The 24,551-nt window shown below is 38.6% G+C and carries 18 protein-coding genes and 1 other annotated feature; of the genes, 10 read left to right on the plus strand and 8 right to left on the minus strand.

Going from position 1 to position 24,551, the window contains the following annotated elements; genetic code table 11:
• Window positions 1-17: 17 nt before the first annotated feature.
• A complete protein-coding gene (pilM, locus tag C9J29_RS15050; RefSeq protein ID WP_008176744.1) occupies window positions 18-2,171 on the minus strand; it encodes a pilus assembly protein PilM in 2,154 nt (717 codons plus the stop codon).
• Window positions 2,172-2,345: 174 nt separating this feature from the next.
• Between pilM and C9J29_RS15055 the strand changes: the two genes are divergently transcribed.
• Window positions 2,346-3,431: a bifunctional 3-deoxy-7-phosphoheptulonate synthase/chorismate mutase gene (locus C9J29_RS15055; RefSeq protein ID WP_025116991.1), complete on the plus strand. Its 1,086-nt coding sequence runs from the start codon at window positions 2,346-2,348 to the stop codon at window positions 3,429-3,431.
• A 174-nt stretch (window positions 3,432-3,605) separates the two neighbouring features.
• Entirely contained in the window at window positions 3,606-4,610 is a 1,005-nt protein-coding gene (gene ccpA, locus C9J29_RS15060; protein ID WP_008176748.1) for a catabolite control protein A, read from the plus strand.
• A 118-nt stretch (window positions 4,611-4,728) separates the two neighbouring features.
• On the opposite strand, the gene C9J29_RS15065 is transcribed toward ccpA, so the two are convergent.
• Genes C9J29_RS15065 through C9J29_RS15075 form a run of 3 tightly spaced genes read right to left on the minus strand, consistent with a single transcriptional unit; the run spans window position 4,729 to window position 7,193 of the window.
• Complete coding sequence (locus C9J29_RS15065; RefSeq protein WP_008176750.1) at window positions 4,729-5,889, minus strand: acetoin utilization protein AcuC; 1,161 nt, start codon at window positions 5,887-5,889, stop codon at window positions 4,729-4,731.
• On the minus strand, window positions 5,889-6,536 hold the full coding sequence (locus C9J29_RS15070) for an acetoin utilization AcuB family protein (RefSeq protein WP_043990206.1): 648 nt from the start codon (window positions 6,534-6,536) through the stop codon (window positions 5,889-5,891). The genes C9J29_RS15065 and C9J29_RS15070 overlap by 1 nt, the downstream gene beginning before the upstream one ends.
• A 24-nt stretch (window positions 6,537-6,560) precedes the next feature.
• The gene (locus tag C9J29_RS15075) at window positions 6,561-7,193 is read right to left on the minus strand and encodes a GNAT family N-acetyltransferase (RefSeq protein ID WP_008176754.1); all 633 of its coding nucleotides are present in this window, start codon (window positions 7,191-7,193) and stop codon (window positions 6,561-6,563) included.
• A 329-nt stretch (window positions 7,194-7,522) separates the two neighbouring features.
• Between C9J29_RS15075 and acsA the strand changes: the two genes are divergently transcribed.
• From acsA to C9J29_RS15100, 5 genes are all read left to right on the plus strand, one after another.
• Entirely contained in the window at window positions 7,523-9,250 is a 1,728-nt protein-coding gene (acsA, locus tag C9J29_RS15080; RefSeq protein WP_371861904.1) for an acetate--CoA ligase, read from the plus strand.
• A gap of 234 nt (window positions 9,251-9,484) precedes the next feature.
• The gene (argC, locus tag C9J29_RS15085; protein ID WP_043990207.1) at window positions 9,485-10,519 is read left to right on the plus strand and encodes an N-acetyl-gamma-glutamyl-phosphate reductase; all 1,035 of its coding nucleotides are present in this window, start codon (window positions 9,485-9,487) and stop codon (window positions 10,517-10,519) included.
• Between the two features lie 38 nt (window positions 10,520-10,557).
• Entirely contained in the window at window positions 10,558-11,790 is a 1,233-nt protein-coding gene (gene argJ / locus C9J29_RS15090) for a bifunctional glutamate N-acetyltransferase/amino-acid acetyltransferase ArgJ (protein ID WP_089985656.1), read from the plus strand.
• On the plus strand, window positions 11,753-12,538 hold the full coding sequence (gene argB, locus C9J29_RS15095; protein ID WP_089985659.1) for an acetylglutamate kinase: 786 nt from the start codon (window positions 11,753-11,755) through the stop codon (window positions 12,536-12,538). Before argJ ends, argB begins: the two co-directional genes overlap by 38 nt.
• A 73-nt stretch (window positions 12,539-12,611) precedes the next feature.
• Window positions 12,612-13,742: an acetylornithine transaminase gene (locus C9J29_RS15100; RefSeq protein WP_089985661.1), complete on the plus strand. Its 1,131-nt coding sequence runs from the start codon at window positions 12,612-12,614 to the stop codon at window positions 13,740-13,742.
• 53 nt (window positions 13,743-13,795) lie between these two features.
• Here the strand turns inward: C9J29_RS15100 and C9J29_RS15105 are convergent, their stop codons facing one another.
• The gene (locus C9J29_RS15105) at window positions 13,796-14,677 is read right to left on the minus strand and encodes an NAD-dependent epimerase/dehydratase family protein (RefSeq protein WP_089985663.1); all 882 of its coding nucleotides are present in this window, start codon (window positions 14,675-14,677) and stop codon (window positions 13,796-13,798) included.
• A 111-nt stretch (window positions 14,678-14,788) separates the two neighbouring features.
• On the minus strand, window positions 14,789-17,845 hold the full coding sequence (locus C9J29_RS15110; protein WP_008176767.1) for a transglycosylase domain-containing protein: 3,057 nt from the start codon (window positions 17,843-17,845) through the stop codon (window positions 14,789-14,791).
• 102 nt (window positions 17,846-17,947) lie between these two features.
• Window positions 17,948-18,156, plus strand: a binding site (T-box leader).
• Between the two features lie 87 nt (window positions 18,157-18,243).
• On the opposite strand from C9J29_RS15110, the gene tyrS reads away from it, so the two are divergent.
• Window positions 18,244-19,512, plus strand: coding sequence for a tyrosine--tRNA ligase (tyrS, locus tag C9J29_RS15115; RefSeq protein ID WP_107922387.1), 1,269 nt, complete (start codon window positions 18,244-18,246; stop codon window positions 19,510-19,512).
• A gap of 43 nt (window positions 19,513-19,555) precedes the next feature.
• Here the strand turns inward: tyrS and C9J29_RS15120 are convergent, their stop codons facing one another.
• Window positions 19,556-20,362 carry a cobalamin-binding protein gene (locus C9J29_RS15120; protein ID WP_089985667.1) on the minus strand — a complete coding sequence of 269 codons (807 nt, stop codon included), beginning with the start codon at window positions 20,360-20,362 and terminating at the stop codon, window positions 19,556-19,558.
• Between the two features lie 154 nt (window positions 20,363-20,516).
• On the minus strand, window positions 20,517-21,722 hold the full coding sequence (locus C9J29_RS15125) for an iron-containing alcohol dehydrogenase (RefSeq protein WP_008176772.1): 1,206 nt from the start codon (window positions 21,720-21,722) through the stop codon (window positions 20,517-20,519).
• A 537-nt stretch (window positions 21,723-22,259) separates the two neighbouring features.
• Between C9J29_RS15125 and C9J29_RS15130 the strand changes: the two genes are divergently transcribed.
• Together C9J29_RS15130 and C9J29_RS15135 are read left to right on the plus strand one after the other, a co-directional pair.
• On the plus strand, window positions 22,260-22,808 hold the full coding sequence (locus tag C9J29_RS15130; RefSeq protein WP_107922388.1) for a MarR family winged helix-turn-helix transcriptional regulator: 549 nt from the start codon (window positions 22,260-22,262) through the stop codon (window positions 22,806-22,808).
• A gap of 91 nt (window positions 22,809-22,899) precedes the next feature.
• Window positions 22,900-24,096, plus strand: a complete 1,197-nt coding sequence (locus tag C9J29_RS15135) for an MFS transporter (RefSeq protein WP_107922389.1) — start codon at window positions 22,900-22,902, stop codon at window positions 24,094-24,096.
• Window positions 24,097-24,551: the final 455 nt, after the last annotated feature.

Here is a 24,551-nt window from a genome sequence, read left to right on the forward strand (position 1 = left end):
GTAACGTATCCCTTTTTTTATGCGATAGGGGTTTCAGCTAATAATATTTCAAGTCGATCGCCACCGAAAATTTCCATATCAAAACTTGCAGGTTGGCCGTTTCTTAAAATCGTGAAATTTCCTTTGAATGTGCTTGGGAGCTGCCAATTAGAAAAGCGAAATACATCTTGATAAATCCAACGACTGCGATCCTTCTCTGTAAATAATACAGTGGCTCCATTGGGCACAGTTGAAAGAGGAGCTACAATCATTTGATTGACCAGTGCTTCATGTACTGTTTTGGAAAGCTCCACTACTTCATTTTGGAAATGAATGATGATTTTATCTTCCAGCAAAAGATTCATTTGGTCTGCAATGCGCTGAACAGTTGGCAATGATTGCTGCTGAAAGTTAATCATGTCACCATCTTGCACAGCATAGCTCAATTTAGTAGTTTTCCCATTAATCGTTAATTGGGAAGAAAACTCAGGTAAAAATAATGGCTGTCCATCGACATGTATTGTATAAGACTCAAATTGCTTCAATAAATGCCAGTTGTTTGTGACTTTAAAAATTTCCTCAATGGTTTCAGCTATCTCAAAAACGACACTATCCCGATCATTCAAAACTGTATCCAGCGATGCGGGGGAGTGATTGACTGAAATTTTCGGCTCAATGACATATTTTGTATTTTGGATAGTAATGGTTTTGATTGCAGCATCATCAATAAGATCTCTCACCGTTACTGTGGCTGGCTGTCCATCTTGTCCCTCCACTAGCTGAATTTCATCGCCTGTTTTAATTAGTGTTTTCGTTGATGCTTGTTGTCCGTTGACTATTATTTCAGCTGGCTGTCCATGACCACCTGGAATGAATATATCTTGTCCGTTAACACTAATAGATAAGCCGTGGCCAGGTTTTCCATACAATTGTTTAGCACGGATATTAGCCGCTAAAAAAGCATCTGCAACCGTCATTTCTTTTAGCTCAAAAAGACGAACCACCTGATTATTTACCGTTAAACTCATATATTGGATAGGCATTTTTTTCGCTGCTATGGCAATACCGATTGGTGTAACTAACTCTGGCGATGCTTTGATATGCTCTTCCTTAGTAAGGTTTTGAATAGCATCAATGCCTCGAACAGCTATACGGTTTGCTGGTAAATCAAGGACTAGTCCAAGTTCTGTTGTTAAGTTAGGTGTTAAGCTACCTCCGCCAACTAGCATAACAGCCTTTGGAGCCACACGGTTATTGAGTCGTAAAATTTCTTCTCCAATGGACTTTGCAAGCTGCTTGACAGCAGGTTCAATTGCTAATAAAACTTCAGCTTTTGGGTAATACTGATCAAAACCAAGAATGTCTTGAATTAATATTTCTTCTGCCGTTTGAAGCTGACGCTTTGCTATTTCGGCAACAGGAAAGTCTAGTAAATAATGGTCACTTAAAGCCTCTGTTATTTCATCGCCTGCTGTTGGAACCATACCATAGGCTACAACAGTACTTTTATCGGTTATGGCAATATCAGAAGTACCCGCGCCTATATCGACAAGAGCCACATTTAAACGACGCATCGTTGAAGGGATAAGGACATTAATAGCTGCAATAGGTTCTAATGTCAATGCTTCCATTTCTAAATCAGCTCGTTTTAAAGCGGCAATTAGTGATTCGACTACAACACGAGGTAGGAACGTAGCAATGACTTCGATTTGTGCCTCGTCTCCTTGTTGATCCAAGAGGCTGCCAATTTCTTCACCATCCAAGCGATAGTAGAGGACTGAGTAGCCTACGCAGTAATAATGGCTTATTTTGGCATCTTCTTTATGTTGTAAAAGTTGCTGTTGGGCTTGTTGAACTGCTTGGAGCTCTAAGCGACTTATATCTTCTTCTGTAAAAATAGGACGATTACGTATATTGATCGTCACGCTAGCTTGTTCAGTTTTCAAGGATCGGCCCGCTGCTGCAACACTTACTTTCGTCAGAGGACCGTGTTTCTCTTCAAGTTCATATTTTATTGTATTAATTAATTCTGCCACATACATGACATTATGTATTTGACCATCCACCATGGCACGTTCTTTATGCTCTTTCACTACAATATCTTCTACATGATAATGGTCATTTTCTTCTTGAAGAATAATGCCGACCACTGAGCGTGTACCAATATCAAGTGCAAATAATTTAGAACTCAATGTAATCGCTTCCTTTCGCGTTATATCTCAATTTCAATTTAGCGAGTTGAAGCGCTAAATTAAAAATGCGTGACATTCTGAACAACATTGATTATAATATTGCTATTATCTAAAAATGTAACATACATTTCAGAGTTCTGAAAGTGTCTGTCATGAGGAGAGGAGCAAGAAAGCATGAGCCAAAAAGATTTAGAAAGCTTACGTAGTCAAATCGACGGATTAAACTTAGAAATTCTTCGTCTTATTAACGAACGTGCAGCTGTAGTTGATGAAATCGGTAAAATTAAAGAAAAACAAGGTGTAAATCGCTATGACCCACTGCGTGAAAGACACATGCTTGATCTTATTAAAGAAAACAACCAAGGTCCATTAAACCAAATGACGGTAGATTATATATTTAAACAAATCTTTAAAACAGCTTTAAAACAACTTGAAGCTGATAAGAAGAAAGAATTACTTGTATCTCGTAAGAAAAAATCCGAAGATACAGTCATTAATATTAATGGTGAATTAATTGGACAAGGGAAGCCATCTTTCGTATTTGGTCCTTGTGCCGTTGAATCTTATGAGCAAGTAGCTGCAGTAGCTGCTTCTATTAAGGCAAAAGGTGAAAAGCTAATCCGTGGTGGTGCTTATAAGCCACGTACTTCTCCATACGACTTCCAAGGTCTTGGATTAGAAGGTTTAAAAATCTTAAAACGTGTGTCTGAGGAATATGGTTTAGGTGTTATTACTGAAATTGTGACGCCAGGTCATTTAGAGGAAGCATTAGATTATATTGATGTGATTCAAATCGGTGCACGAAATATGCAAAACTTTGAATTATTAAAAGCAGCAGGTGCAACTAATAAACCTGTCCTACTAAAACGAGGCTTAGCTGCAACGATTGATGAGTTCATCCATGCAGCGGAATACATTATGTCTAAAGGAAATGAAAATATTATCCTTTGTGAGCGTGGTATTCGTACTTATGAAAAAGCAACTCGTAATACATTAGATATTTCTGCCGTACCCGTGTTAAAACAAGAAACGCATTTACCAGTATTTGTAGATGTTACACACTCAACAGGACGTCGTGACTTATTGTTACCATGTGCCAAAGCAGCCATTGCAATCGGTGCTGATGGTGTTATGGCAGAAGTGCATCCAGATCCATCTGTAGCACTTTCTGATTCACAACAACAAATGGACATCCCAACATTCGACGCATTCTATGAAACACTACAAAAATTCATGAAAAATCATGAAATCCATGCTTAATTGTTAACAGCTAACACCGCTTGCTTACTTTGGCAGGCGGTGTTTGTTATATCGTGACAAAATAATGTCTAGAATAGGACTATTAGTACTTGGTTTTTACGTAGTTCTTCTTGAAAATAATATGAAAATTATCGTATGATAAGGCTATAATAGGAAAAAAGGGAGGCACGTACGATGACTGTTACAATTTATGATGTTGCAAGAGAAGCAAATGTTTCTATGGCAACGGTCTCTCGTGTAGTCAATGGTAATCAAAACGTAAAACCAGCAACACGAAAAAAAGTACTAGAAGTAATTGAACGATTAGAATACCGTCCAAACGCAGTAGCGCGTGGATTAGCAAGTAAGAAAACAACAACAGTTGGCGTGATTATCCCAGATATTGCAAACAATGTTTATGCAGAGCTGGCTCGTGGTGTAGAGGATATAGCCACAATGTACCGTTATAATATTATTTTAGCCAACTCAGATCAACATGAAGATAAAGAGTTACAGTTACTTGATACTATGCTTGGCAAACAAGTAGATGGTATTGTGATGATGAGTGATGAAGTAACAGAAAAGATGCAACAAACAATGGATCATTCACCGGTCCCAATTGTATTAGCAGGCTCTGTAGATGAATCGCAAACAATAGCTACTGTCAATATTGACTATTTCCAAGCGGCTTATGAAGCGATATCTTTACTGATTCAAAATGGACATACACGCATTGGTTTCGTAACGGGCCCACTTTCGTATACAATTAACGGAAAATTCAAGCTAGCAGCCTATAAGAAAGCATTACAGGATGCTGGCTTGCCAATAGATGAAGCATTAATTGCTGCTGAGGAATCTAGCTATGACATGGGCTTAGAAGCTTGGGAGATTTTATCAGCGCTTGAACAGCCACCTACAGCCTATTTTGCGGGCAGTGATGAATTGGCAATTGGTTTAATTCATGGTGCACAAGACGCCGGTAAAAATGTTCCAGAGGATATCGAAGTGATTAGCTTTGAGAACTCTAAGCTAGCACGAATGGTTCGTCCGCAACTAACAAGTGTTGCATTACCGCTGTACGACATTGGTGCTGTTGCTATGCGCTTACTTACTAAATTGATGAGTAAGGAGCCAGTCGAGGATGAGGCGGTAATTTTACCCCATCGTATTGAACATCGACAATCAGTCAAAAGTAAATAATATTCAGGAACACGTAAATCTTATCGAGGATTTGCGTGTTTTTTATTTAAAATGGAGTGCAGGGAATGTGGCTTTAAACCAATGAAAAAAACCCCACGAAAAATCGTGAGGAAAGGTGTTAATCTCGTTTTTCATTGCGAATAAGGTGTAGTGCTTTTGCTAACATTTGAGCATTTTTTTCTTCTATTTCTGTCTTACGTGGAATGGGTTCATATAAAGGATTTGGGTCCTCCCAAGTTGGAATAAAAGGAACGGGAGCTTCAGGTTGCCAGCGGTCAAGCCATGCCTGTGGAAGAGGTCCCGTTGGTAACGCTTGATCAGTCATTTCTAACCAGAGCATGGACCAAGCACGTGGAACAACTCGCCATATATCATAGCCACCTCCACCCACCGCAATCCACTTACCATCGCAATATTCATGGGCTAATTGGTGTGCGAGCTTTGGAATTTCCCGATATATATTCATAGTGCCATGAAGATGTGTCAAAGGATCAAAATAATGGGCATCTGCTCCATTTTGTGTGAGCACAACATCTGGCTTGAAATATTCGAAAACCTCTCTCATAGATCGTTCATAGATTTCTAGGAAACTTTCATCCTCTGTAAAAGCATCCATAGGGAAATTAAAGGAGGTACCATACCCTTGTCCGTTGCCTCGCTCAGTAATATTGCCTGTTCCAGGAAATAGGTAGCGCCCTGTTTCGTGAATAGACAATGTACAAACATTCGGGTCCTCATAAAAGCTCCATTGTACACCGTCTCCATGATGTGCGTCTGTATCGACATATAGTACACGGGCGTTATATTTTTCCTGTAAGTACCGAATGGCAACCGTACTATCATTGTAAATACAAAATCCTGATGCGCGACCACGAAAACCGTGGTGTAGCCCTCCTCCAAGATTGAGGGCATGCTCAGCCTTACCTTCCATTACATAATCAACGGCCGTTAATGTTCCGCCGACTAATTGGGCACTTGCTTCATGCATATTTTCAAAAATCGGTGTGTCTTCTGTGCCGATACCATAGCTTTCACATTGGGCTACCGATAATTCACCATGTCCTGCCCTCTTCACGATATCAATATACTTAGGGTCATGGGCAAGCAGTAGCTCCTCTTCTGTTGCAACACGTGCTGGAATAATATCTACATCATTGAGAGCATCTATATTTTTTAGTAAATCCATCGTTAGCGTCAAGCGTTTATGATTAAATGGATGTGTATCTGAAAATTTATATCCGAGTTGTTCTGGCGAGTAAACGAATACTGCCTTTTTCATTATAATGAAACACCTGGTAAATTGGGCCATAGTACATCAAAGCCTTCTTTGCGAAGGTCTTTAATCATAGCTAAAGGATTCAGTGTTTTTACTCGGACACTTAAAATTTTATTTTGCGTATTTTCAGAATCAGGATACACTAAGACGCTTTGAACATTGGCATGATGATGATGAAATATCTTTGTTATTTCAAATAAAACACCTGGCGTGTCAGCTACTCGAATTTCAATTTTTGAGCCAGGTTCCGTAGCACCGGTTAGCTCTATATATGTATAGAGTAAATCCGTTGTAGTAACTATTCCTACTAATTTTTCTCCAGAGACTATAGGTAAACAACCTACTTTAGATTCATAGAAGGTAAGAGCGACCTCTTCAACAAAATCAAGTGGATGACCAACAAGCGGATCCTTAACCATTATTTCTTCTACTTTTGCTTGAAAAACAGGAGAATTGGGTTCATCTTGTAAAGATGATGGCAAAACTTCTTTAATGTCCCGTTCTGTTATCACTCCTAGAACGTGACGTTCCTCATCTATAACTGGTAAATGGCGAACTTTTTTGTCACGCATTAGCTTTAGTGCTTCCAACACGGTATTGGTAGGAGCTAATGTGTAAGGTTCCTCATTCATAATTTCTTCTACGATCATATACATATCCCCTTTGTATTGGTTTTAATACATGAAACGATTTCTAAAACGAAGCCTATCGAATCTTTCAATTGTTTCAGGAGGCACGCGTTTACCTTCACGCGCCATTAAACAATTTGCTGGGTGTGATGTAATTTCTGGATCATCCGTAGCAAAATATTCGAATCCGACAGAGCTCATCATCTTCTCCATCATTTTACGATAGTCCCAAACATTTAAGCCAGTCCCCTTTAAATCCCAATGCCAATAATATTCGGTAGTTATCACCAGATAATCCTCCATTTCATCACCCATAAATGAAACGGCTAGTAATGCCTTTCCTGAACCGGTTCCCCGATAGTCGGGAATCACTTCAATGGCACCTAATTCAATCATGTCATCAATTCGGTCCTCTGCCCACCGTTCAAGTGGATCAGGATAAAGATAGGTCACATAGCCTACAACGATATCTTCGTTTCGAATAATAACAATACGCCCTTCAGGAAGCCCCGCAATTTCAATAATAGCTTGTTGTTGCTGTTTTGGAGGTCTAAAGGCAACCAAGCCCTCATGGAAAGAATATGTAGCTAATTTTTCTGGAGGAACAGGTCCTTCCACATACACAGTACCATGCTTAGTTTCCCTTTTGACAGAAAAAAAAGTTTTTTTATGTTCCATAATGCCACCACCTGAGTTTAATAATTCCATTATAGCTGATTTCATGCGTAAAAACGCTTATTTTTGCAAAATATACCTGTATTTTCGGAAAAGTGAAAATATTAAGACAATCTCTTTAAATTCGTGTAAAATATAATATATTGCTTCTGTTATTTAACAGATAAAAGTAGTGTAATTAAGAATTCTATCATTTGTAATGTAATAAACTGTTATATAACAAAAGCTCATCTATATTTTACTTAGAACGTAAATTTATTATTTCAGCAGAGGGGATTGTTGAAAATAGCAAATGAACAGTTTCAAGTGAAAGCAAAGAAAGGGGTAGTTTCATGGGGATGAAAATGAAGGAGAAGTTAACGGCTTTTGCTGGTCAGCACCATTTAATGAATTATGAAGAAGTGGCAAAGTCTCATAATTGGGCTGATACGGAAAAAGCATTTAGCTGGTACGAAACAGGTTTAGTGAATATGGCGTATGAGGCAATTGATCGCCATACAGATACACATCGTAAAAATAAAGTTGCCCTTTATTTTAATGATGGAAAACGTAAAGAGGCGTATTCATTTAATGAAATGAAAAGGTTAACGAACAAGGCTGCCAACGTTCTTAAAACAGCTACTAGTCTACAAAAAGGTGATCGTTTATTTATTTTTATGCCACGATCTCCTGAGCTTTATTTTTCATTATTAGGTGCGTTGAAAATGGGGGTTATTGTTGGACCATTATTTGAAGCATTTATGGAAGCCGCTGTGTATGATCGGTTAGCAGATAGTGAGGCGAAAGTATTAGTTACTACACCGGCATTACTTGAACGTGTACCTATCGCTAAATTACCGCATCTCGAGCATATCTTTTTAATAGGGGAAAATATTGAAGAAACATCCCAAATTCTAGACTTTAATCAACGATTGAAAGAAGCTTCAGCTCAGTTTGATATGGAATGGGTAGATCGAGAAGATGGGATGATTCTTCACTATACCTCTGGATCAACTGGTGCTCCAAAAGGAGTGCTACATGTTCATAATGCAATGCTTCAACAATACCAATCTACGCAATGGGTTCTTGATTTACGTGAGGATGATATTTATTGGTGTACTGCTGATCCAGGATGGGTGACAGGAACAGCCTATGGTATTTTTGGTCCTTGGCTAAATGGGGTGACAATGGTGATTGTTGGAGGAAGATTCTCACCGCAAGCATGGTATCAAGCCATTGAAGATTATGGTGTTACGGTATGGTATAGTGCACCAACTGCATTCAGGATGCTGATGGGGGCAGGGAGCGGCTTGCTTGAAAGCTATGACCTATCATCTTTACGTCATGTGCTATCTGTCGGTGAACCATTGAACCCGGAAGTGATTCGTTGGGGAGTAGAAGAATTAGGTCATCGAATCCATGATACATGGTGGATGACAGAAACAGGAGCACATATGATTTGTAATTACCCTTCGATGGATATTAAGCCAGGATCAATGGGAAAACCACTTCCAGGTATTCATGCGACGATTGTAGATGATGCTGGTAACGAAGTACCGCCGTTTACAATGGGGAATTTAGCTATTCAACGGGGTTGGCCAGCTATGATGCGTCAAATTTGGGGCAATCCAGAGCGCTATGAATCTTATTTCTTAAAAGGGCAATGGTATGTATCTGGAGATTCTGCCTATATGGATGATGACGGATACTTCTGGTTCCAAGGTCGAGTGGATGATGTCATTATGACGGCCGGAGAGCGTGTGGGACCATTCGAAGTGGAAAGCAAGCTATTGGAGCATCCAGATATTGTTGAAGCAGGAGTCATTGGAAAACCAGATCCAGTACGAGGGGAAATCATAAAAGCCTTTGTATCCATACGAGAGGGTGTTGAACCTTCAGATCAATTAATTGAGGATATAAAAGATTTTGTTAAAAAAGGCTTATCGGCTCATGCTGCACCACGTGAAATTGAATTTAAGGAAAAACTACCAAAAACACGCAGTGGTAAGATTATGCGTCGTGTGCTGAAGGCGTGGGAGTTAAATTTACCTACGGGTGACTTATCGACGATGGAAGATTGATAAAGTAAAAGACATCAATTGATATTTATACATTATATGCATAAAAAGAAGGCAAGGGTTCATTCAATCGTTGAAAGGATTCTTGCCTTCTTTTTTCTGCATTTACAATACTGAAGACGTGTTTTAAAGAGACGTCATGTTGTACGAAAAAAATATAGAAATAAATAAAAATTCAGTTGACTTAATATTTATGCAGACGTATACTATTTTTAACTTATTTTAGAGGTGAGTGCATTGAACGTAGGAATTGTTGGAGCAACAGGTTATGGTGGGCTAGAGCTTATTCGGTTTTTACATAATCATCCGGCTGTAGAGCAGCTAGCATTATTTACTTCTTCCGAGGAGGGAGTTCTTTTTTCTTCAAAATTTGGTCATCTTATGACGATTGTTGATAGGCCTTTACAAAAAATAGAGGAAGATACTTTAGCGGAATTTGATGTAGTTTTTACAAGTACACCATCTGGCGTAACAAGTAAGTTATTACCATCATTGGTGAACACAGGTCCGAAATTAATAGATTTATCTGGTGATTTCCGGTTGAAAAACCTTGCAAGCTATGAAGCATGGTATGGCAAAAAAGCAGCGCCATTTAATGCGGTGCAGCAAAGTGTTTATGGTTTAACGGAATGGAATTCAGAGCATATACGGCAAGCTACTCTTATTGCTAACCCTGGTTGTTACCCAACAGCGGTGTTGTTACCATTACTACCACTAGTGAAAGAACGCTTAATTGATCCGAGCTTTTTAGTGATTGATGCGAAAAGTGGCATCTCAGGAGCTGGCAATAAGCCGTCACAAACAACTCATTTTAGCGAGACGAATGAGAACTTCTCTATCTATAAAGTAAATACACATCAACATATACCAGAAATAGAACAAGCCTTATCTATGTTTGCTCATGTAGAAACAAGTATTACTTTCAATACTCACTTAGTACCTATGACACGAGGGATTTTAGCAACATCCTATGCGCCTGTAACGGCAGGCGTTACAGAGGCTCAGTTGGTTGCTTGCCTGCAGGAGACTTATGATAAGCATCCTTTTGTTCGAATTGTTACAGGTGCAACTAGCTTAGGGACTAATCGTGTTAAGGGATCCAATTATTGCGATATTTTGGTGAAAGTAGATGCTCGTACAAACCGTGCCACGATAGTTAGTGTGATTGACAATCTAGTCAAAGGGGCTGCAGGGCAAGCGATTCAAAATATGAATGTACAATTTGACTTACCCCAAACGACTGGTCTGGATGTCGTACCGTTCTTTATTTAACACATCCAATTTGATGAAAAAATAAGGAGGAATTATGGATGACAGTTACTACTTCAATAAATGTAATGAAAAAGTTATCAAGTAAAAATATCGTTTCACCAAAAGGGTTTAAGGCAGCTGGGTTACATTGTGGTTTAAAACATAAGAAGAAAGATTTAGCGATTTTAGTAAGCGAGGTACCAGCTAGTGTTGCTGGTGTTTTTACAACAAATGCTGTGCAGGCAGCCCCATTAAAAGTAACAAAGGAAGTTGTTTACACAACAAAAAAAATGCAGGCGATAATCGTGAATTCGGGTAATGCGAATGCTTGTACAGGGAAGCAGGGCGTGAAGGATGCCCAAACCATGCAGGCGCAAGCGGCTGAAAAACTAGGAATTGCTCCTGAATTAGTGGGAGTTTGTTCAACGGGTGTCATTGGCGAAATGATGAAGTTGGAGCCAGTAATAAACGGTCTTCAACAGCTAGAACCGAAGGACAATTTAGAAAGTGCCATTGACTTTGCACAGGCGATTTTAACGACAGATACAGTTATGAAAAACACAAGCTATAGTACAACGGTAGATGGCAAGGAAGTCATTATCGCTGGTGTTGCGAAGGGTTCAGGCATGATTGAACCAAATATGGCAACAATGTTGGGCTTTATTACGACAGATGCCCAAATAGAATCTGATGTACTACAAAGTGCATTATCCGATATTACCAACCTCACGTTTAATGCCATTACAGTCGATGGGGATACATCTACAAACGACACTGTTGTTGTATTGGCGAACGGTTTCGCTGGAAATCAGACGTTAACACCTGAGCATCCAGATTGGTTAAATTTCTATTACACATTGAAAACAGTAGCAGAAGATTTAGCAAAAATGATTGCTAAGGATGGGGAAGGGGCAACCAAGCTTATTGAAGTGGAAGTTGTTGGCGCAATTTCAGATGAAGAGGCACGAAAGATTGCGAAGACCGTCGTAGGTTCACCACTTGTAAAGACTGCTGTTTTTGGCTGTGATGCGAACTGGGGACGAATTATTGCAGCGGTAGGGTATAGTGGTGCCGCTGTAGATCCAGATAAAATTACGATTCAAATTGGTGGCGCTACAATGGTAGAAAACGGCGAACCAATCCCTTTCTCGGAGGATGAATTAATACAAATTTTAAAAATGCATGAAGTGAAAATATATGTGTCCCTTGGTATGGGTGAAGGTAAGGGGCATGCTTGGGGATGTGACTTAACCTATGACTACGTCCAAATCAACGCATCATACCGCTCGTAAACGAATGGTAATCAAGCTCGGAGGTAGTACACTAGAGGGCTTAAATAAAGACTTTTTTATAAATTTTAAAAAGCTTCAAGATAGCGGTGTGGAGCTTATTATTACTCATGGCGGTGGCCCAGCTATTAATCGTGAATTAGCTGCTCGAGGCATAGAATCGCATACATTAAATGGTATACGTGTGACAAATGAGGCAGCTATGAATGTTGTCCAATCAACTTTGATCGGGCAGGTTAACCCTGCTTTAGTTCATGAATTAACAAGTGCTGGCATTGAGGCCATTGGGCTAAACGGTTTTGATGGTCAATTAATGGTGGCGGATTATTTGGATAAAGACGTGTATGGTTTTGTTGGAGCAGTAAAAGCCATTAATACAGCCTTACTTGAAACTTTATTGACAGTGGGAATTATACCCGTTATTGCTTGTGTTGGAGCAAGTGAAGCAGGTCTGGCTTTAAACATTAATGGTGATACAGTCGCAAGTGAAATGGCATTAGCCTTAGGGGCAGATAGCTTATTACTTGTTACAGATGTAAGTGGTATTCGAGTTTACGATGAATATCAAACAATGGCAACGCCCTCTCTCATTCATCAATGGATAGAACAAGGGCATCTTTATGGGGGGATGATTCCAAAAGTACAAGGAGCTATCGATTGTTTATATGCAGGTATACCTTCTGTGCAAATTGTTGGAGAGACATTGATTGGCACTACGATTGTCACTTCCGACAAACTTCATGCTACCTAGTGTTCTAATAAGATCGTATTAAAAGTATAGATGTTGAAAGAAGACCATTTCAAATAATAGCGGAGATGATAATATGAGTGCTTTATTCGGGAACTACGGTAAACGTCGTGCACAAATTGTCAAAGGGCAGGGCACCGTTGTAGAGGATTCTACAGGAAAACAATATTTAGATTTTACTAGTGGCATTGCAGTAGCAAGTCTGGGGCATGCCCATCCTGCCATTGTGCAGGCACTGCAAGAGCAAAGTGAAAAGCTGTGGCATATATCGAATCTTTTTGATATCCCTGGTCAGGAAACGGTGGCTCAAAAATTAATCGCTCATACGCATCTTGCACATGCTTTTTTCTGTAATAGTGGAGCGGAGGCAAATGAAGCAGCCATTAAGTTAGCGCGTAAACATACAGGGAAAAATCATATTATTACTTTCGAAAAATCATTCCATGGTCGCACATTTGGAGCAATGTCTGCAACAGGTCAAGGCAAAATACATAACGGCTTTGGACCACTCGTTGAAAAATTTACGATATTGCCATTCAATGATGCTGCCGCACTAGAAGCTACTATTGATGACTCTGTGGCAGCCATTATGCTGGAGATGATTCAAGGAGAAGGTGGCGTTAATTGTGTATCGTTAGAATTCGCTACCACAATTGCGAAAGCATGTGATGACAAGGGGATATTACTCATTATTGATGAAGTACAAACAGGAATAGGAAGAACAGGAACACGCTATGCCTTTGAGCAAACTGTGTTAAAGCCCCATATTGTGACATTAGCGAAAGGCTTAGGTGGTGGCTTCCCAGTAGGGGCAATGCTAGGAACTGCCGAGCTTTATGCAACCTTTAGTCCAGGTGCACATGGCACTACATTTGGTGGCAACCCTCTTGCGATGAGTGTAGCTCAAGCTGTCTTAAGCCATGTTTTTGAGCCGGCATTTTTACAGCAAGTACAAGATCAGTCAGCGTATATTGTAGCACAATTAAAAGCGCATTTACCTTCTAACTATACCATTCAGGGTCAAGGCTTAATGCTTGGAATTGGCTGTGGTGAAACAGAAGTAGCGGCTTATATCGCAGCGGCAGAGGAAAAGGGTCTCTTGTTAGTGGGGGCAGGTCCAAATGTTATTCGTTTATTGCCACCATTAACGGTAACGAAGGGAGAGATTGATGAAGCCGTAGCTATTTTAAAGACTATATTATATTAATATAAAGACAAAGAATCTGCTGCGTATTTAGCGGACTCTTTGTCTTTCTTTTTTTATTGAAGTTGTTTTACTAAAGTTTTAACTAAATTTGGCAACCAATCACGAAGCTGACTAAATGTAAATCCTGCTTTCTCTGCTTTCGCATTCGTCATATACCAATCAGCTTGTACACCATATGGTGATTGTGATTCTTCATCGCCACCAACAAGCGAAATTTTTGCGCGCTTTCCACTCTCTTCTTCAATCAATGCAAGAAGTTCTTTCAATGAAATGGCACCAGAAGCAGTAGCATTGTACGGTCCTTCTATAGGAGTAACGCCTACAAAATATAAAAATTCAGCAGCCTCCTCATCTGTAATATAGCTCATCTGTGCATCGATATTTGGTAATGAGATTGGCTGATCGTGTAAAATACGTTCAACATGAAAGTGCAAGCGACGTGTGTAATCATGTTCGCCCATAACAATGGGGAAACGTACGGCAACAACTGGGAATGAAGCTTCTTTAAACAACACAGCCTCAGCCTGTCGTTTTCCTTCTCCATAGGAAAATTCTTCTCGATCCCCCATAAGAATTTGATAATGGTAAGGATCGAAATCTTCTTCCTTTTTCATCTTTCCATCTACCTCATAGGTTGAAAGAGTAGACGTAAAGACAAGTTTTTTCGTTTTCCCTTTTAAAAGCTCACAAATGGTATGTGCCTCGTTAGGAGAGTAGCAAATATTATCATAAACAATATCCCACGTTGTATGGGCGAGAGCATTTTCTAATGCGTCATGGTCATCCCGATCAACTATTAATTGTTTAACAGCTGTCCCAAAAGGATTGCCGCTTTGCCCGCGTGTTAAAATCGTTACATCATGTCCATTCTCAATGCAAAGTTCCACTAATTTTTTTCCAAAAAAACGTGTGCCACCTAAAACTAATATGTTCATATTTTCCCTCTCCTTCAAAATAGTAGTCTTCTTAATAATGACAAAAAAACAGACTTACTACAAATCAAAAGTGAAATGTAGTAAGTCTGTTTGATACTGAAACGAAATTGATTATCGGCTTGACGTTTCTGGGGGAGTTGTATTGCTGTTGTCTCCGCCGTTTGAGCCATCTTCCGGTTGGCCTGATTCGTTACCACCAGATCCGTTGCCATTGTTGGAGCCGTTGCCGTTACCACCGTTACCATTGCCGTTGTTAGAGCCGTTGCCATTGCCACCAGATCCATTGCCGTTGTTAGAGCCGTTGCCATTGCCACCAGATCCATTGCCGTTTCCTGAACCATTGCCATTATTACCAGACCCATTGCCATTTGTAGGCGGTGTTGTCGGTGGAATTGTCTCTTGACCATTATCCTCTGGGTCAGGTTCATCATCATTACCACCAGTAGAGGCTACATTAGAATGTGGTGATGCTAAGCCTGTAATATCTACAGCCACTACAACATAGGCTTGTCCACTAGCAACCGTAATGCTTTGTGTAGATTCAAGAACGGACGTTACTAATGTGTTGCCACCATTTGTAACATTATAAATTCGATAACCAACTACATCGTTTGATGACTCTGTCCAAGATAAAGTTGAGCCATTTACGGATGCCGTTACCGCTGCAGGTGCACTTCCATCTGCAGGGAAATCAACTGCTGAAACAGATGAATTTGATAAAGTTGAATTCTTTGGTAGTAAACTTGCTGGATTACCGCCAAGACGGCCTAACATGCGTTTAATGAACGCTTGATTAATACCTGCGCCACCTGATTTAACAAATTCAGCTGGTGTACTTGGTAATGCGTTATAAGTTTTTCCTTTAATCGTTACAACACTTGAAGCAGCTAAACTATCATCTGGTTGTGTAGGTAAAAATACTTTCGCATTAAATAAGTCTGAACGGACTAAACCTGCGTTTGCACAGGCTGCAGAAGGTGCCATCCCAGAAATACCACAGAACGAAGCGGTCACCACATTTTTAGGTGCCTTAAAGCTTGTTGGTGGATCAATAAACTCAGGAGCCACATCGTAAACGGAATTCATTAAAGTACCCCATAGTTTATTGACACGAACGCTTGGCTGTTGGTACGTATTATTAAATGCGTACAATGTACGAGGTTGGTCGTAACCCATCCAAACACCTAGAGATACATTTGGATTATAACCAACTAACCAAACATCTTTATACTCTTGAGAAGTCCCTGTTTTTGCAGCAAAATCTGAAGAGAATTTTAATGTATTACGTGCAAGAGTTCCTGTTCCTTTTGTTAATACGTCACGTAGCATATCCGTCACAATATAGGACGTTTCTGGACTGAATACTTGGACGGGTTCTACTTCGTGTTTGTAAATAATATTTCCTTCTTGATCTTCAATTCGATCAATCATATAAGCATCAACGAATTGACCACCATTTGCAAAAGTAGCAAAGGCATTCGTATTCTCTTCTACGGTAGTCCCCTCACTTAAAGCACCGATACCAGTTGCTAGGTTAGTGAAATCATCGGGGTGTAATTTTGTGAATCCCATTTTTACTAATAGATCAGCAGGACGTTTGTTAATAATATCATTGTATAAACGTAACGCTGATATGTTTTGAGAATCTGCTAAAGCCTCACGTGCGGGAATAAGTCCTCGTTCATCACTAGTAATATAGTTACTTGGGCTCCATGAACCGATTGAGAATTTTACGTCAACGAGTGGGCTACCTGCGCCAATTACACCGTACTCAATAGCAGGAGCGTAAACAAGTAATGGTTTCATCGTAGAACCATTTGAACGATAAGCTTGTGTTGCGTGGTTAACTTGAGTTGTATTAAAGTCTCGACCACCTACAAAACTTAAAATTCGACCCGTCGTATTTTCCATTAAAATACTACCCACTTGTACGGGCATTTCGATATCAATTTCCTCACCAGTTACAGGGTCTTTCCCTTTACCAGTATACGTATGGCCATAATATTGGAAGTCCTTAGCAGCTTTTTGCATGGCATCATACATATCTTTGTTAATGGTTGAATAAATACGATAACCTTTTGAGCGAACATCACGATCAGCTAAGATTTTATATTTATCTTTTAATTTCTTTTCTGTTTTTAATCGCTCTGGGTCAATACCGTCATCTTCTGCGAGTTTTTCTGCAATAATATCTTTTGCACGACTCTCAAGCTCATATGTAAGCCATGGATAACGATCCTCCGCTCGCATTTCTGGACCACGGAAGTCAGCAGCAATATCATAATTAAGTGTTTCTTTATATTGCGCATCGTCAATATAACCAGCTTCTTTCATACGATAAAGAACTGTTTTCATACGATCAATACCTGGTTTTAAAGCTTCCTCACTTTTCAGTTCACCCGTATTTGTAAACGGTGTGTAAGCAAATGGCGCCTGAGGAATACCAGCTATGTAAGCTGCTTGCGCTAGTGATAAATCTTTAGCTTTCACACCAAAGATCCCTTCCGCGGCTGTTTCTACACCTGCAATATTGCGCCCTGAAGAGTTACGACCGTATGGAATAATATTTAAATAAGCCTCTAATATTTCTTCCTTTGTCATAAAATGCTCTAAACGCATAGCAAGTAAAATTTCTTTTGCTTTACGTTCATAGGAAACTTCATTGGTTAATACTTGGTTTTTTATAAGTTGTTGCGTAAGGGTAGAGCCACCTGTCTGTGTAGCAGAATTCGTAACATCTTGTAATAAGCCTCGTATAACCGCTTTTGGTACAATTCCGTTATGTTCACGGAAATATTCATCTTCTGTTGCTAGTACAGCATTAAGAACATCTGGTGCAACATTTTTAAGTGAAGTTTCACGGCGATCTAAATCTGTCCGTAATTTTCCGATATAAATATCGTTGGCAAAATAAATCTCACTTGTTTCTTCATAGCTAAAAATTTGATCTCGCAATTCTTCTTTTGAGCGTAAGGGTTCTTCTTTTACAAGAGAAGCGAAATAACCAGCTCCTACTGAACCGACAAATACAGTGCCAACCAATGCAAAAACTAAAAATAGTAAAAATAAGTTCCAGGTAACGCTACCTGAAATACGTAATTTCTTCATCCATTTTTGTTCAATTAATGTATCGATCTTTGCATTGATTTTTTCAATCCAATCTTTCAATGTATCGACCTCCTAAAATCTTGTTTATTATAGCACATATTGTTTTAGCTCGAACATAGTTATTGACATTGAAATAGATTCGTATAGAATAATGGTTATAGTTTTCTAGTGATGAAGAGTTTGGAGTAGTTTCTATATTCCCTGTTTAGAGAGCCAGTGGTTGGTGAAAACTGGTCATAATGTAGAGATGAATTACGTGCTTGGAGCTTAGACGTGCGCGCCTGCGATAAAGGCGGTTGAATGAAGTGGAAGGTGGATGACATCTTCAAGCCGGGTGGTACCGCGTTAATTTACAATTTAACGTCCCTGCATGCAATTATTTTGCGTGTAGGGATTTTTTTTTTCTCATGAATTTGTCCATGCACGTAGCGAATTTCAATCAATTAGGAGGAATCATCATGACAAACGAATTATTACAAGATTTAGAATGGCGTGGACTGCTATATCAACAAACAGATGCTGATGGTATGGCAAAATTATTAGAAGAACAATCTGTCTCTTTATACTGTGGTGTTGATCCAACAGCAGATTCTATGCATATTGGACATATTGTTCCGCTTTTAACTTTACGTCGCTTCCAAAAAGCGGGACACCGTCCAATTTTACTTGTGGGTGGGGCTACAGGCATGATAGGAGATCCTTCAGGTCGTTCAGAAGAGCGTCAATTACAAACTGTGGAGCAAATCGATAAAAATGTTCAAGGTATCCGCGGTCAACTAGAACGTATTTTTGATTTTGCTGAAGCTGGTAATGGTGCTCAGCTTGTGAACAATCGTGACTGGATCGGCAATATAAATACAATTGAATTTTTACGTGATTATGGGAAATTAATTAATGTTAACTACATGTTGGCAAAAGATACAATTGCTTCTCGACTTGATACGGGGATATCTTTCACAGAGTTTGCTTATACATTAATTCAAGGGATTGATTACAATCATCTATACAACCACTACAATTGTCGTATTCAAGTAGGGGGTTCTGACCAATGGGGTAATATTACAACAGGTTTAGAGGTTATTCGTAAAACTCATGAAGAAGAAACTAAAGCCTTTGGGATTACGATTCCATTAGTGACGAAAGCTGATGGTACGAAATTTGGTAAAACAGCTGGTGGTGCTGTTTGGTTAGATGGGAAGAAAACATCTCCATATGAGTTTTACCAATTCTGGATCAATGCTGCGGATGCAGATGTGATCAAATACTTAAAAATATTCACATTCCTTACTCGTGAAGAGATTGAAGCATTAGCTGTTTCTGTAGAGGAAGAGCCACATTTACGTAATGCTCAAAAAGCACTTGCTGAGGAAATGACACGATTAATTCATGGTCAAGAGGCATTAGAGCAAGCTATCCGTATTACAGCAGCATTATTTTCAGGCGATTTAAAAGCACTTTCTGCTGAAGAAATGAAGGATGCCTTTAAAGACGTTCCTTCTATTGAAATGGCTAAGGAAGATAAAAATATTGTAGACCTTCTAGTGGAAGCTGGCATCTCATCATCGAAACGTCAGGCGCGTGAGGACGTTTCAAATGGTGCAATTAGTGTCAATGGAGAAAAAGTGACGGATTTAGAATATGTATTCGGTGCAAAGGATCGTCTAGAGGATGCATTTAGCATTGTTCGTCGCGGTAAGAAAAAATATCATATGGTGAAGTTTGTGTAATGATTGAAACAACATCCCCCGACCCAAAAGGGGATGTTTTTTTTTATGATAAAAAACTTGGCAATTTTATATGTTCATATTGTTGAGGGTGCAATATTTTAGCTAGCTTTATAGCCCCTTCAATAAGGCGGGGAGAAGGGCGACAATAAAGCCATTCCTCCATCACATGGAGCTGTTTCATTTTCACGGCATGTAGCTCACTAGCATGAGGGCGCTTTAATAAGTTGGATGGCTGTATACGCTCAAAAGCTACGCCTACCCAAGCCATCATGATGTAGTCAGGCTTTCGTTTAACAACATCTGCCCAATCTGTTTGAACACTGGCTAGTTCGACATCCTGAAATAAATTGACTCCACCTGCAATAGCACTAATTTCTGTTAGCCAATTTATTTTTCCTGGTGTAAAAATAGGGTTCGGCCACCATTCCCAATAAAGGGTAGGTTTCTTCATGAGGGAGTTTGCAACTGTACGCATTTTGTCAATCGATTGCAAATATTCTTCCGCAATTATTTTAGCACGTTCTTCTACATGACAAGCTCTCCCGAGTGAAAGGAGATCTTGAGCAATTTCCTCTAACGAGTTAGCATTAAAAACAATATGTGGGATATTTCTTCTTTGCAATTCCTCGATGTTTTTCTCCATTCCAGGCACACTTAATGAAGCAAGAACAAGATCGGGCTGTAAATCCTCTAAATCGTCCATATTAATAGATAAATCTGGGCCGAGCTGTGGCAAATCTTTAACGCTGGATGGCCAATCGGAGAAATCATCTACTCCAACAAGCTGGTCTGTCAGTCCTAAATAGGCTACAAGCTCCGTATTGCTAGGGCATATCGAGATTAAACGCATATTGTTATCTCCTATTCTTTTTTAAGAAAAGTATAGCGAGAGTTTGCATTCTAAACAATCTAAACAATGTGTGTACGTTTTTTTTTATCTTAGTGCATAGGAAAAAGGTGGAGAAAACGCTTTGTTTATCTCCACCTTTTGTTTTTAAAATTAATTATGAAAGAGCAACAGCTTCAAGCGATGCCTCTTTTTTCACGATAGGGCCCATTGCATTTGTAATAATTTGTTTAATATCCTCTAGTGTTGCCTTACGAGGATTTGTCTCAGCACATACATCTAACATCGCATTTTTTGCTAAAATTTCAATATCCTCGTCTTTTGCACCTAGTTCGCGGAAGCCGCTAGGAATATTCAAATCTTTTGATAGCTTTTCAATCGCTGAAATAGCTTTTTCAGCAGCATCTCGTTTACTTAATCCTTCCACATTTTCACCTAATAATTCAGCAATGCGAGCAAAGCGCTCAGTACGTGCTGTTACGTTGTAGCGGCAAACATGTGGCAATAAAATAGCATTACATACGCCATGAGGTAGGTTATAGTAGCCACCTAACTGATGAGCAATTGCATGGACATAGCCAAGTGAAGCATTATTAAAGGCCATACCTGCTAAAAATTGTGCATATACCATTTGTTCACGTGCTTCTAAATCAGCTCCATTTGCATAGGCACGTGGTAGGAATTCAGGAACTAGTTGAAGTACCTTCTCAGCACAAGCATCCGTAATTGGTGTAGCATTTGTCGAAACAAATGATTCAATAGCATGTGTCAATGCATCTACACCAGTAGCTGCTGTTAGAGCAGGAGGTAATCCAATCATCAGTTCTGGATCGTTAATCGAAACTAACGGAGTCACATGTTTGTCAACAATGGCCATCTTCACTTTACGTGCTGTATCTGTAATAATGGTGAAACGAGTCATTTCACTAGCAGTACCAGCCGTTGTGTTAATAGCAATTAATGGCACAAGTGGATTTTGTGATTTATCAACGCCTTCATAATCGTGAATGCGTCCACCATTCGAAGCAATAAGTCCGATACCTTTTGCTGCATCATGAGCGCTCCCTCCTCCAAGAGAAACGATTGAATCACAGCCTTCAGCATGGTAAGCTGCAATGCCATCTTCAATATTTTGATCTGTTGGATTTGGTTCTGCTTTAGGGAAAATTGCTACATCAATTCCAGCAGCTGTAATGATGTTTGCAATTTGTTCAGAGAGACCTAATTTGTGTAAGCCCTCATCTGTTACGATTAATGTCTTTTTCACTTCTAAATCATTTAAGTGTTTACCAACTTCTTGAATTGCTCCAGGTCCAAATAAGTTTGTTTTCGGCATAACAAATTGCTTTAGAACGTCTGACATACTTCCAACCCCTTTTTAAAAATTATTATTGCTTGAATGATGGTGAACCACCTTTCGGAATTCATCGTATTCTATTTTTTGTTAAAGTTCAACTCGTATTTTTATTAAAATTGTTCATTTTATTCTTGTTATTATTTTACAAAAAAGTTAGCTTATTAAATGATTCTTTGAAAACAAGAATTGTATAAGAATGTTGATTATAATAATGTTTAGAAAATGTTTTACTATAAAAATAAAATATATTTTTTGAGAAAAGGTTCTATTTGAAGTGGTCTAGGAATAGTAAATAACTGATATTTTGTTTTTAATATTAAGGTAGTGGATATATTATTTTGAAACTATGTAATTACTATTTTAAAGTACATAAAATTGTCACAAAATGAGAAGGGTTTATGATCGTTGAGAGGCATTGTGTTTGCGCTAAAAAAGGAGTAGCTTTTATTTTGAAGAAATTTGTGGAAATAAAAGTGCTTGCCTTCAACTAAATTTATAGTTAGAATAGTTGATAGTTAGATAATCTAATTAAAAGGTGATTCAATGACAAAACTTAAGAAAACGTACATGAATGAAGGTGATTTACCAGCCTTAGGGATAGAGCCGTATGTGGAACTGATTCAGATGTCTTCATCAAATGAAACAAATCATGAAGATGCGAAATTGGGTTTAATGTTGTTATGGTTAAGCGATTATGTTTTAGATGTAACAGACAATGAGTTAGCTCCATTTGGTATTACAGAAAGTAAATTGGACTTATTGCTATTACTGACATTACATGGAGAAAGACGTGCGACTCCGTCTGCTTTAGCCAAACGACTGGGAATTACGAGAGCATCTGCAACGTCAATGCTCGATTGGTTAGAAAAAAGAAATCTTGTTGTAAGGAATCATAGTAAGGAAGATCGGAGGAAGATATATGTAAGTTTAACGGATGAAGGTCGTACTTTTATAGCTGAAGTTTTACCGACATATTGGTCGTCGTGTGCTTCTAATTTAATCGATTTGGAGCCTGATGAACGAAAAGTATTTGAGAAGCTAGTGAGTAAATTATTAACATCAATACAAAGAAAACTAAATGTGGAGCGTTAAACTGTAGCTATGTTGGTACAGTTTAATTTTTAGTCATTTAATTAGATTATCTAACTATAAGTTAATCAAACTAAAAAGGGTGATTTATTTAATGAATATTGTAATTTCAGGTAATCGAGAAAATTATGCTTTAATGACAACTATTTTATCCTGGACAGGTATGGTAGTGATGTCTAGTCTCTATTTAACAATACCTCTGATTAGTTTATTCAGTGATTATTTTAATATTTCATTGGTTCAGGCAGGCTTTACATCAAGTGTTTTTTCACTTGGATTTGCACTAGGTTGTTTTTTCTATGGTGCGATATCAGAAAAATATGGTCGAAAAAATGTCATTGTATTTGGGCTTTTTTCACTAAGCATGATCACGTTACTTCTAGGATTAGTTAATGATTTTTCTATTATTCTTTTATTGAGAGGAATACAAGGGCTTGCGGCAGCAACATTTTCACCAGTAGCACTTGCTTATACTCTTGAGGTTTTTCCCAATGATCGAAAGGTTGGGGCAATTGGTTTTATCAGTACGGGATTTCTTGTTGCGGGTATAGTTGGGCAAGTGTTTAGTGGATATGTAAGTGAACATAGTCATTGGCACGTCATTTTTTATGTGCTTGCTGCAGTGTATCTTATAACTGCTTTGTTAGTCGTGTGGATCTTACCGAAGGGAGTACTTCAGAACGAATCTAAAAATATATGGGTTCCTCTGAAGAGAATCGGTATTATTTTTACCAATAGAAATTTGATATTTAGTTATATCATTTCGTTTGTATTATTAATGTCATTTGTCAGTATGTACATTATTTTAGGTGCATATTTAACGAGTGATTCCTTCGGTATGAATAGTCAAAACCTCATTTACATTCGTGCCTTTGGGATAGTAGGAATGGTGATGTCACCATTTGCAGGTAAATTAGCGAAGCGTTTTAATGTACTATTTGTATTAAAAATGGCCTTATGTCTTTCGATTATCTCACTAACCGTGATGAGCCTTATTTCAACTATAGCTGGTTTAACGATTATTAGTATTTTATTTGTCGGTGGGATTGCACTGGCGGTTCCTTCATTAGTAACACTTGTTAGTCAGTTAGGCTGGAATATGGGAGGGATTGCGGTCTCTATGTATACAGTCATTTTATTTGCTGGAACAAGTATTGCACCATTCATATCTGTTTATTTAATTCAAACTGGTAGCTTTACTGTAGCCTTCCTTCTTCTTGCTACAACACTTAGTATTGGATTAGTTTCTGCGCTATTGATTAAAAGTGGAAAAAACGTAGGTTCAAATTGATTGTTCATAAATTACGATTAAATGGTGAAAAAAGCCCTGAACCTTGATAGACAAATACAGACTAAATTTTTTACATTTACAAATGGGAAAACCTACAAACAGAGGAAGTTTCAAAAATGGATGTACATAATAGGAGAGGATATTTACAAAAAGAAATTCACAGGAACGTAGACAGACCGTCAATAATTAATTGAGCTGGTATCTAGAGAGATAGGCTTGGTTTAAACAAATTCTGGCCCTAATTTTTGCAATAACCTTTTGCAAAATTGGGGTCTTTTTTGGTGCATGATTGTGGAATCATTCCCTTAGACTATTCGTTTTCTTTTACAGAGGGGTACTGATCACAAGATACTGGCATTTGCCAGAAGTTTGTTGGAGGCCTTTATTTTAAAGTAATTCAGAGAATAAATTATAATTTTACCTTATGATAAAATATGTTGTCAATAATAAATTTG

Origin of the sequence: Lysinibacillus fusiformis, from assembly GCF_003049525.1 — a bacterium.
Classification (GTDB): domain Bacteria; phylum Bacillota; class Bacilli; order Bacillales_A; family Planococcaceae; genus Lysinibacillus; species Lysinibacillus fusiformis.

Bases quoted from the DNA above. Each gene is read 5' to 3' on its own strand.
- C9J29_RS15055 (WP_025116991.1), top strand. From the start codon at position 2,346: ATGAGCCAAAAAGATTTAGAAAGCTTACGTAGTCAAATCGACGGATTA.
- ccpA (WP_008176748.1), top strand. From the start codon at position 3,606: ATGACTGTTACAATTTATGATGTTGCAAGAGAAGCAAATGTTTCTATG.
- C9J29_RS15105 (WP_089985663.1), bottom strand. From the start codon at position 14,677: ATGAACATATTAGTTTTAGGTGGCACACGTTTTTTTGGAAAAAAATTA.
- tyrS (WP_107922387.1), top strand. From the start codon at position 18,244: ATGACAAACGAATTATTACAAGATTTAGAATGGCGTGGACTGCTATAT.
- C9J29_RS15130 (WP_107922388.1), top strand. From the start codon at position 22,260: ATGACAAAACTTAAGAAAACGTACATGAATGAAGGTGATTTACCAGCC.
- C9J29_RS15065 (WP_008176750.1), bottom strand. From the start codon at position 5,889: ATGAAAAAGGCAGTATTCGTTTACTCGCCAGAACAACTCGGATATAAA.
- C9J29_RS15135 (WP_107922389.1), top strand. From the start codon at position 22,900: ATGAATATTGTAATTTCAGGTAATCGAGAAAATTATGCTTTAATGACA.
- acsA (WP_371861904.1), top strand. From the start codon at position 7,523: ATGGGGATGAAAATGAAGGAGAAGTTAACGGCTTTTGCTGGTCAGCAC.
- argJ (WP_089985656.1), top strand. From the start codon at position 10,558: ATGACAGTTACTACTTCAATAAATGTAATGAAAAAGTTATCAAGTAAA.
- C9J29_RS15120 (WP_089985667.1), bottom strand. From the start codon at position 20,362: ATGCGTTTAATCTCGATATGCCCTAGCAATACGGAGCTTGTAGCCTAT.
- C9J29_RS15070 (WP_043990206.1), bottom strand. From the start codon at position 6,536: ATGATCGTAGAAGAAATTATGAATGAGGAACCTTACACATTAGCTCCT.
- C9J29_RS15125 (WP_008176772.1), bottom strand. From the start codon at position 21,722: ATGTCAGACGTTCTAAAGCAATTTGTTATGCCGAAAACAAACTTATTT.
- argB (WP_089985659.1), top strand. From the start codon at position 11,753: ATGACTACGTCCAAATCAACGCATCATACCGCTCGTAAACGAATGGTA.
- C9J29_RS15075 (WP_008176754.1), bottom strand. From the start codon at position 7,193: ATGGAACATAAAAAAACTTTTTTTTCTGTCAAAAGGGAAACTAAGCAT.
- C9J29_RS15100 (WP_089985661.1), top strand. From the start codon at position 12,612: ATGAGTGCTTTATTCGGGAACTACGGTAAACGTCGTGCACAAATTGTC.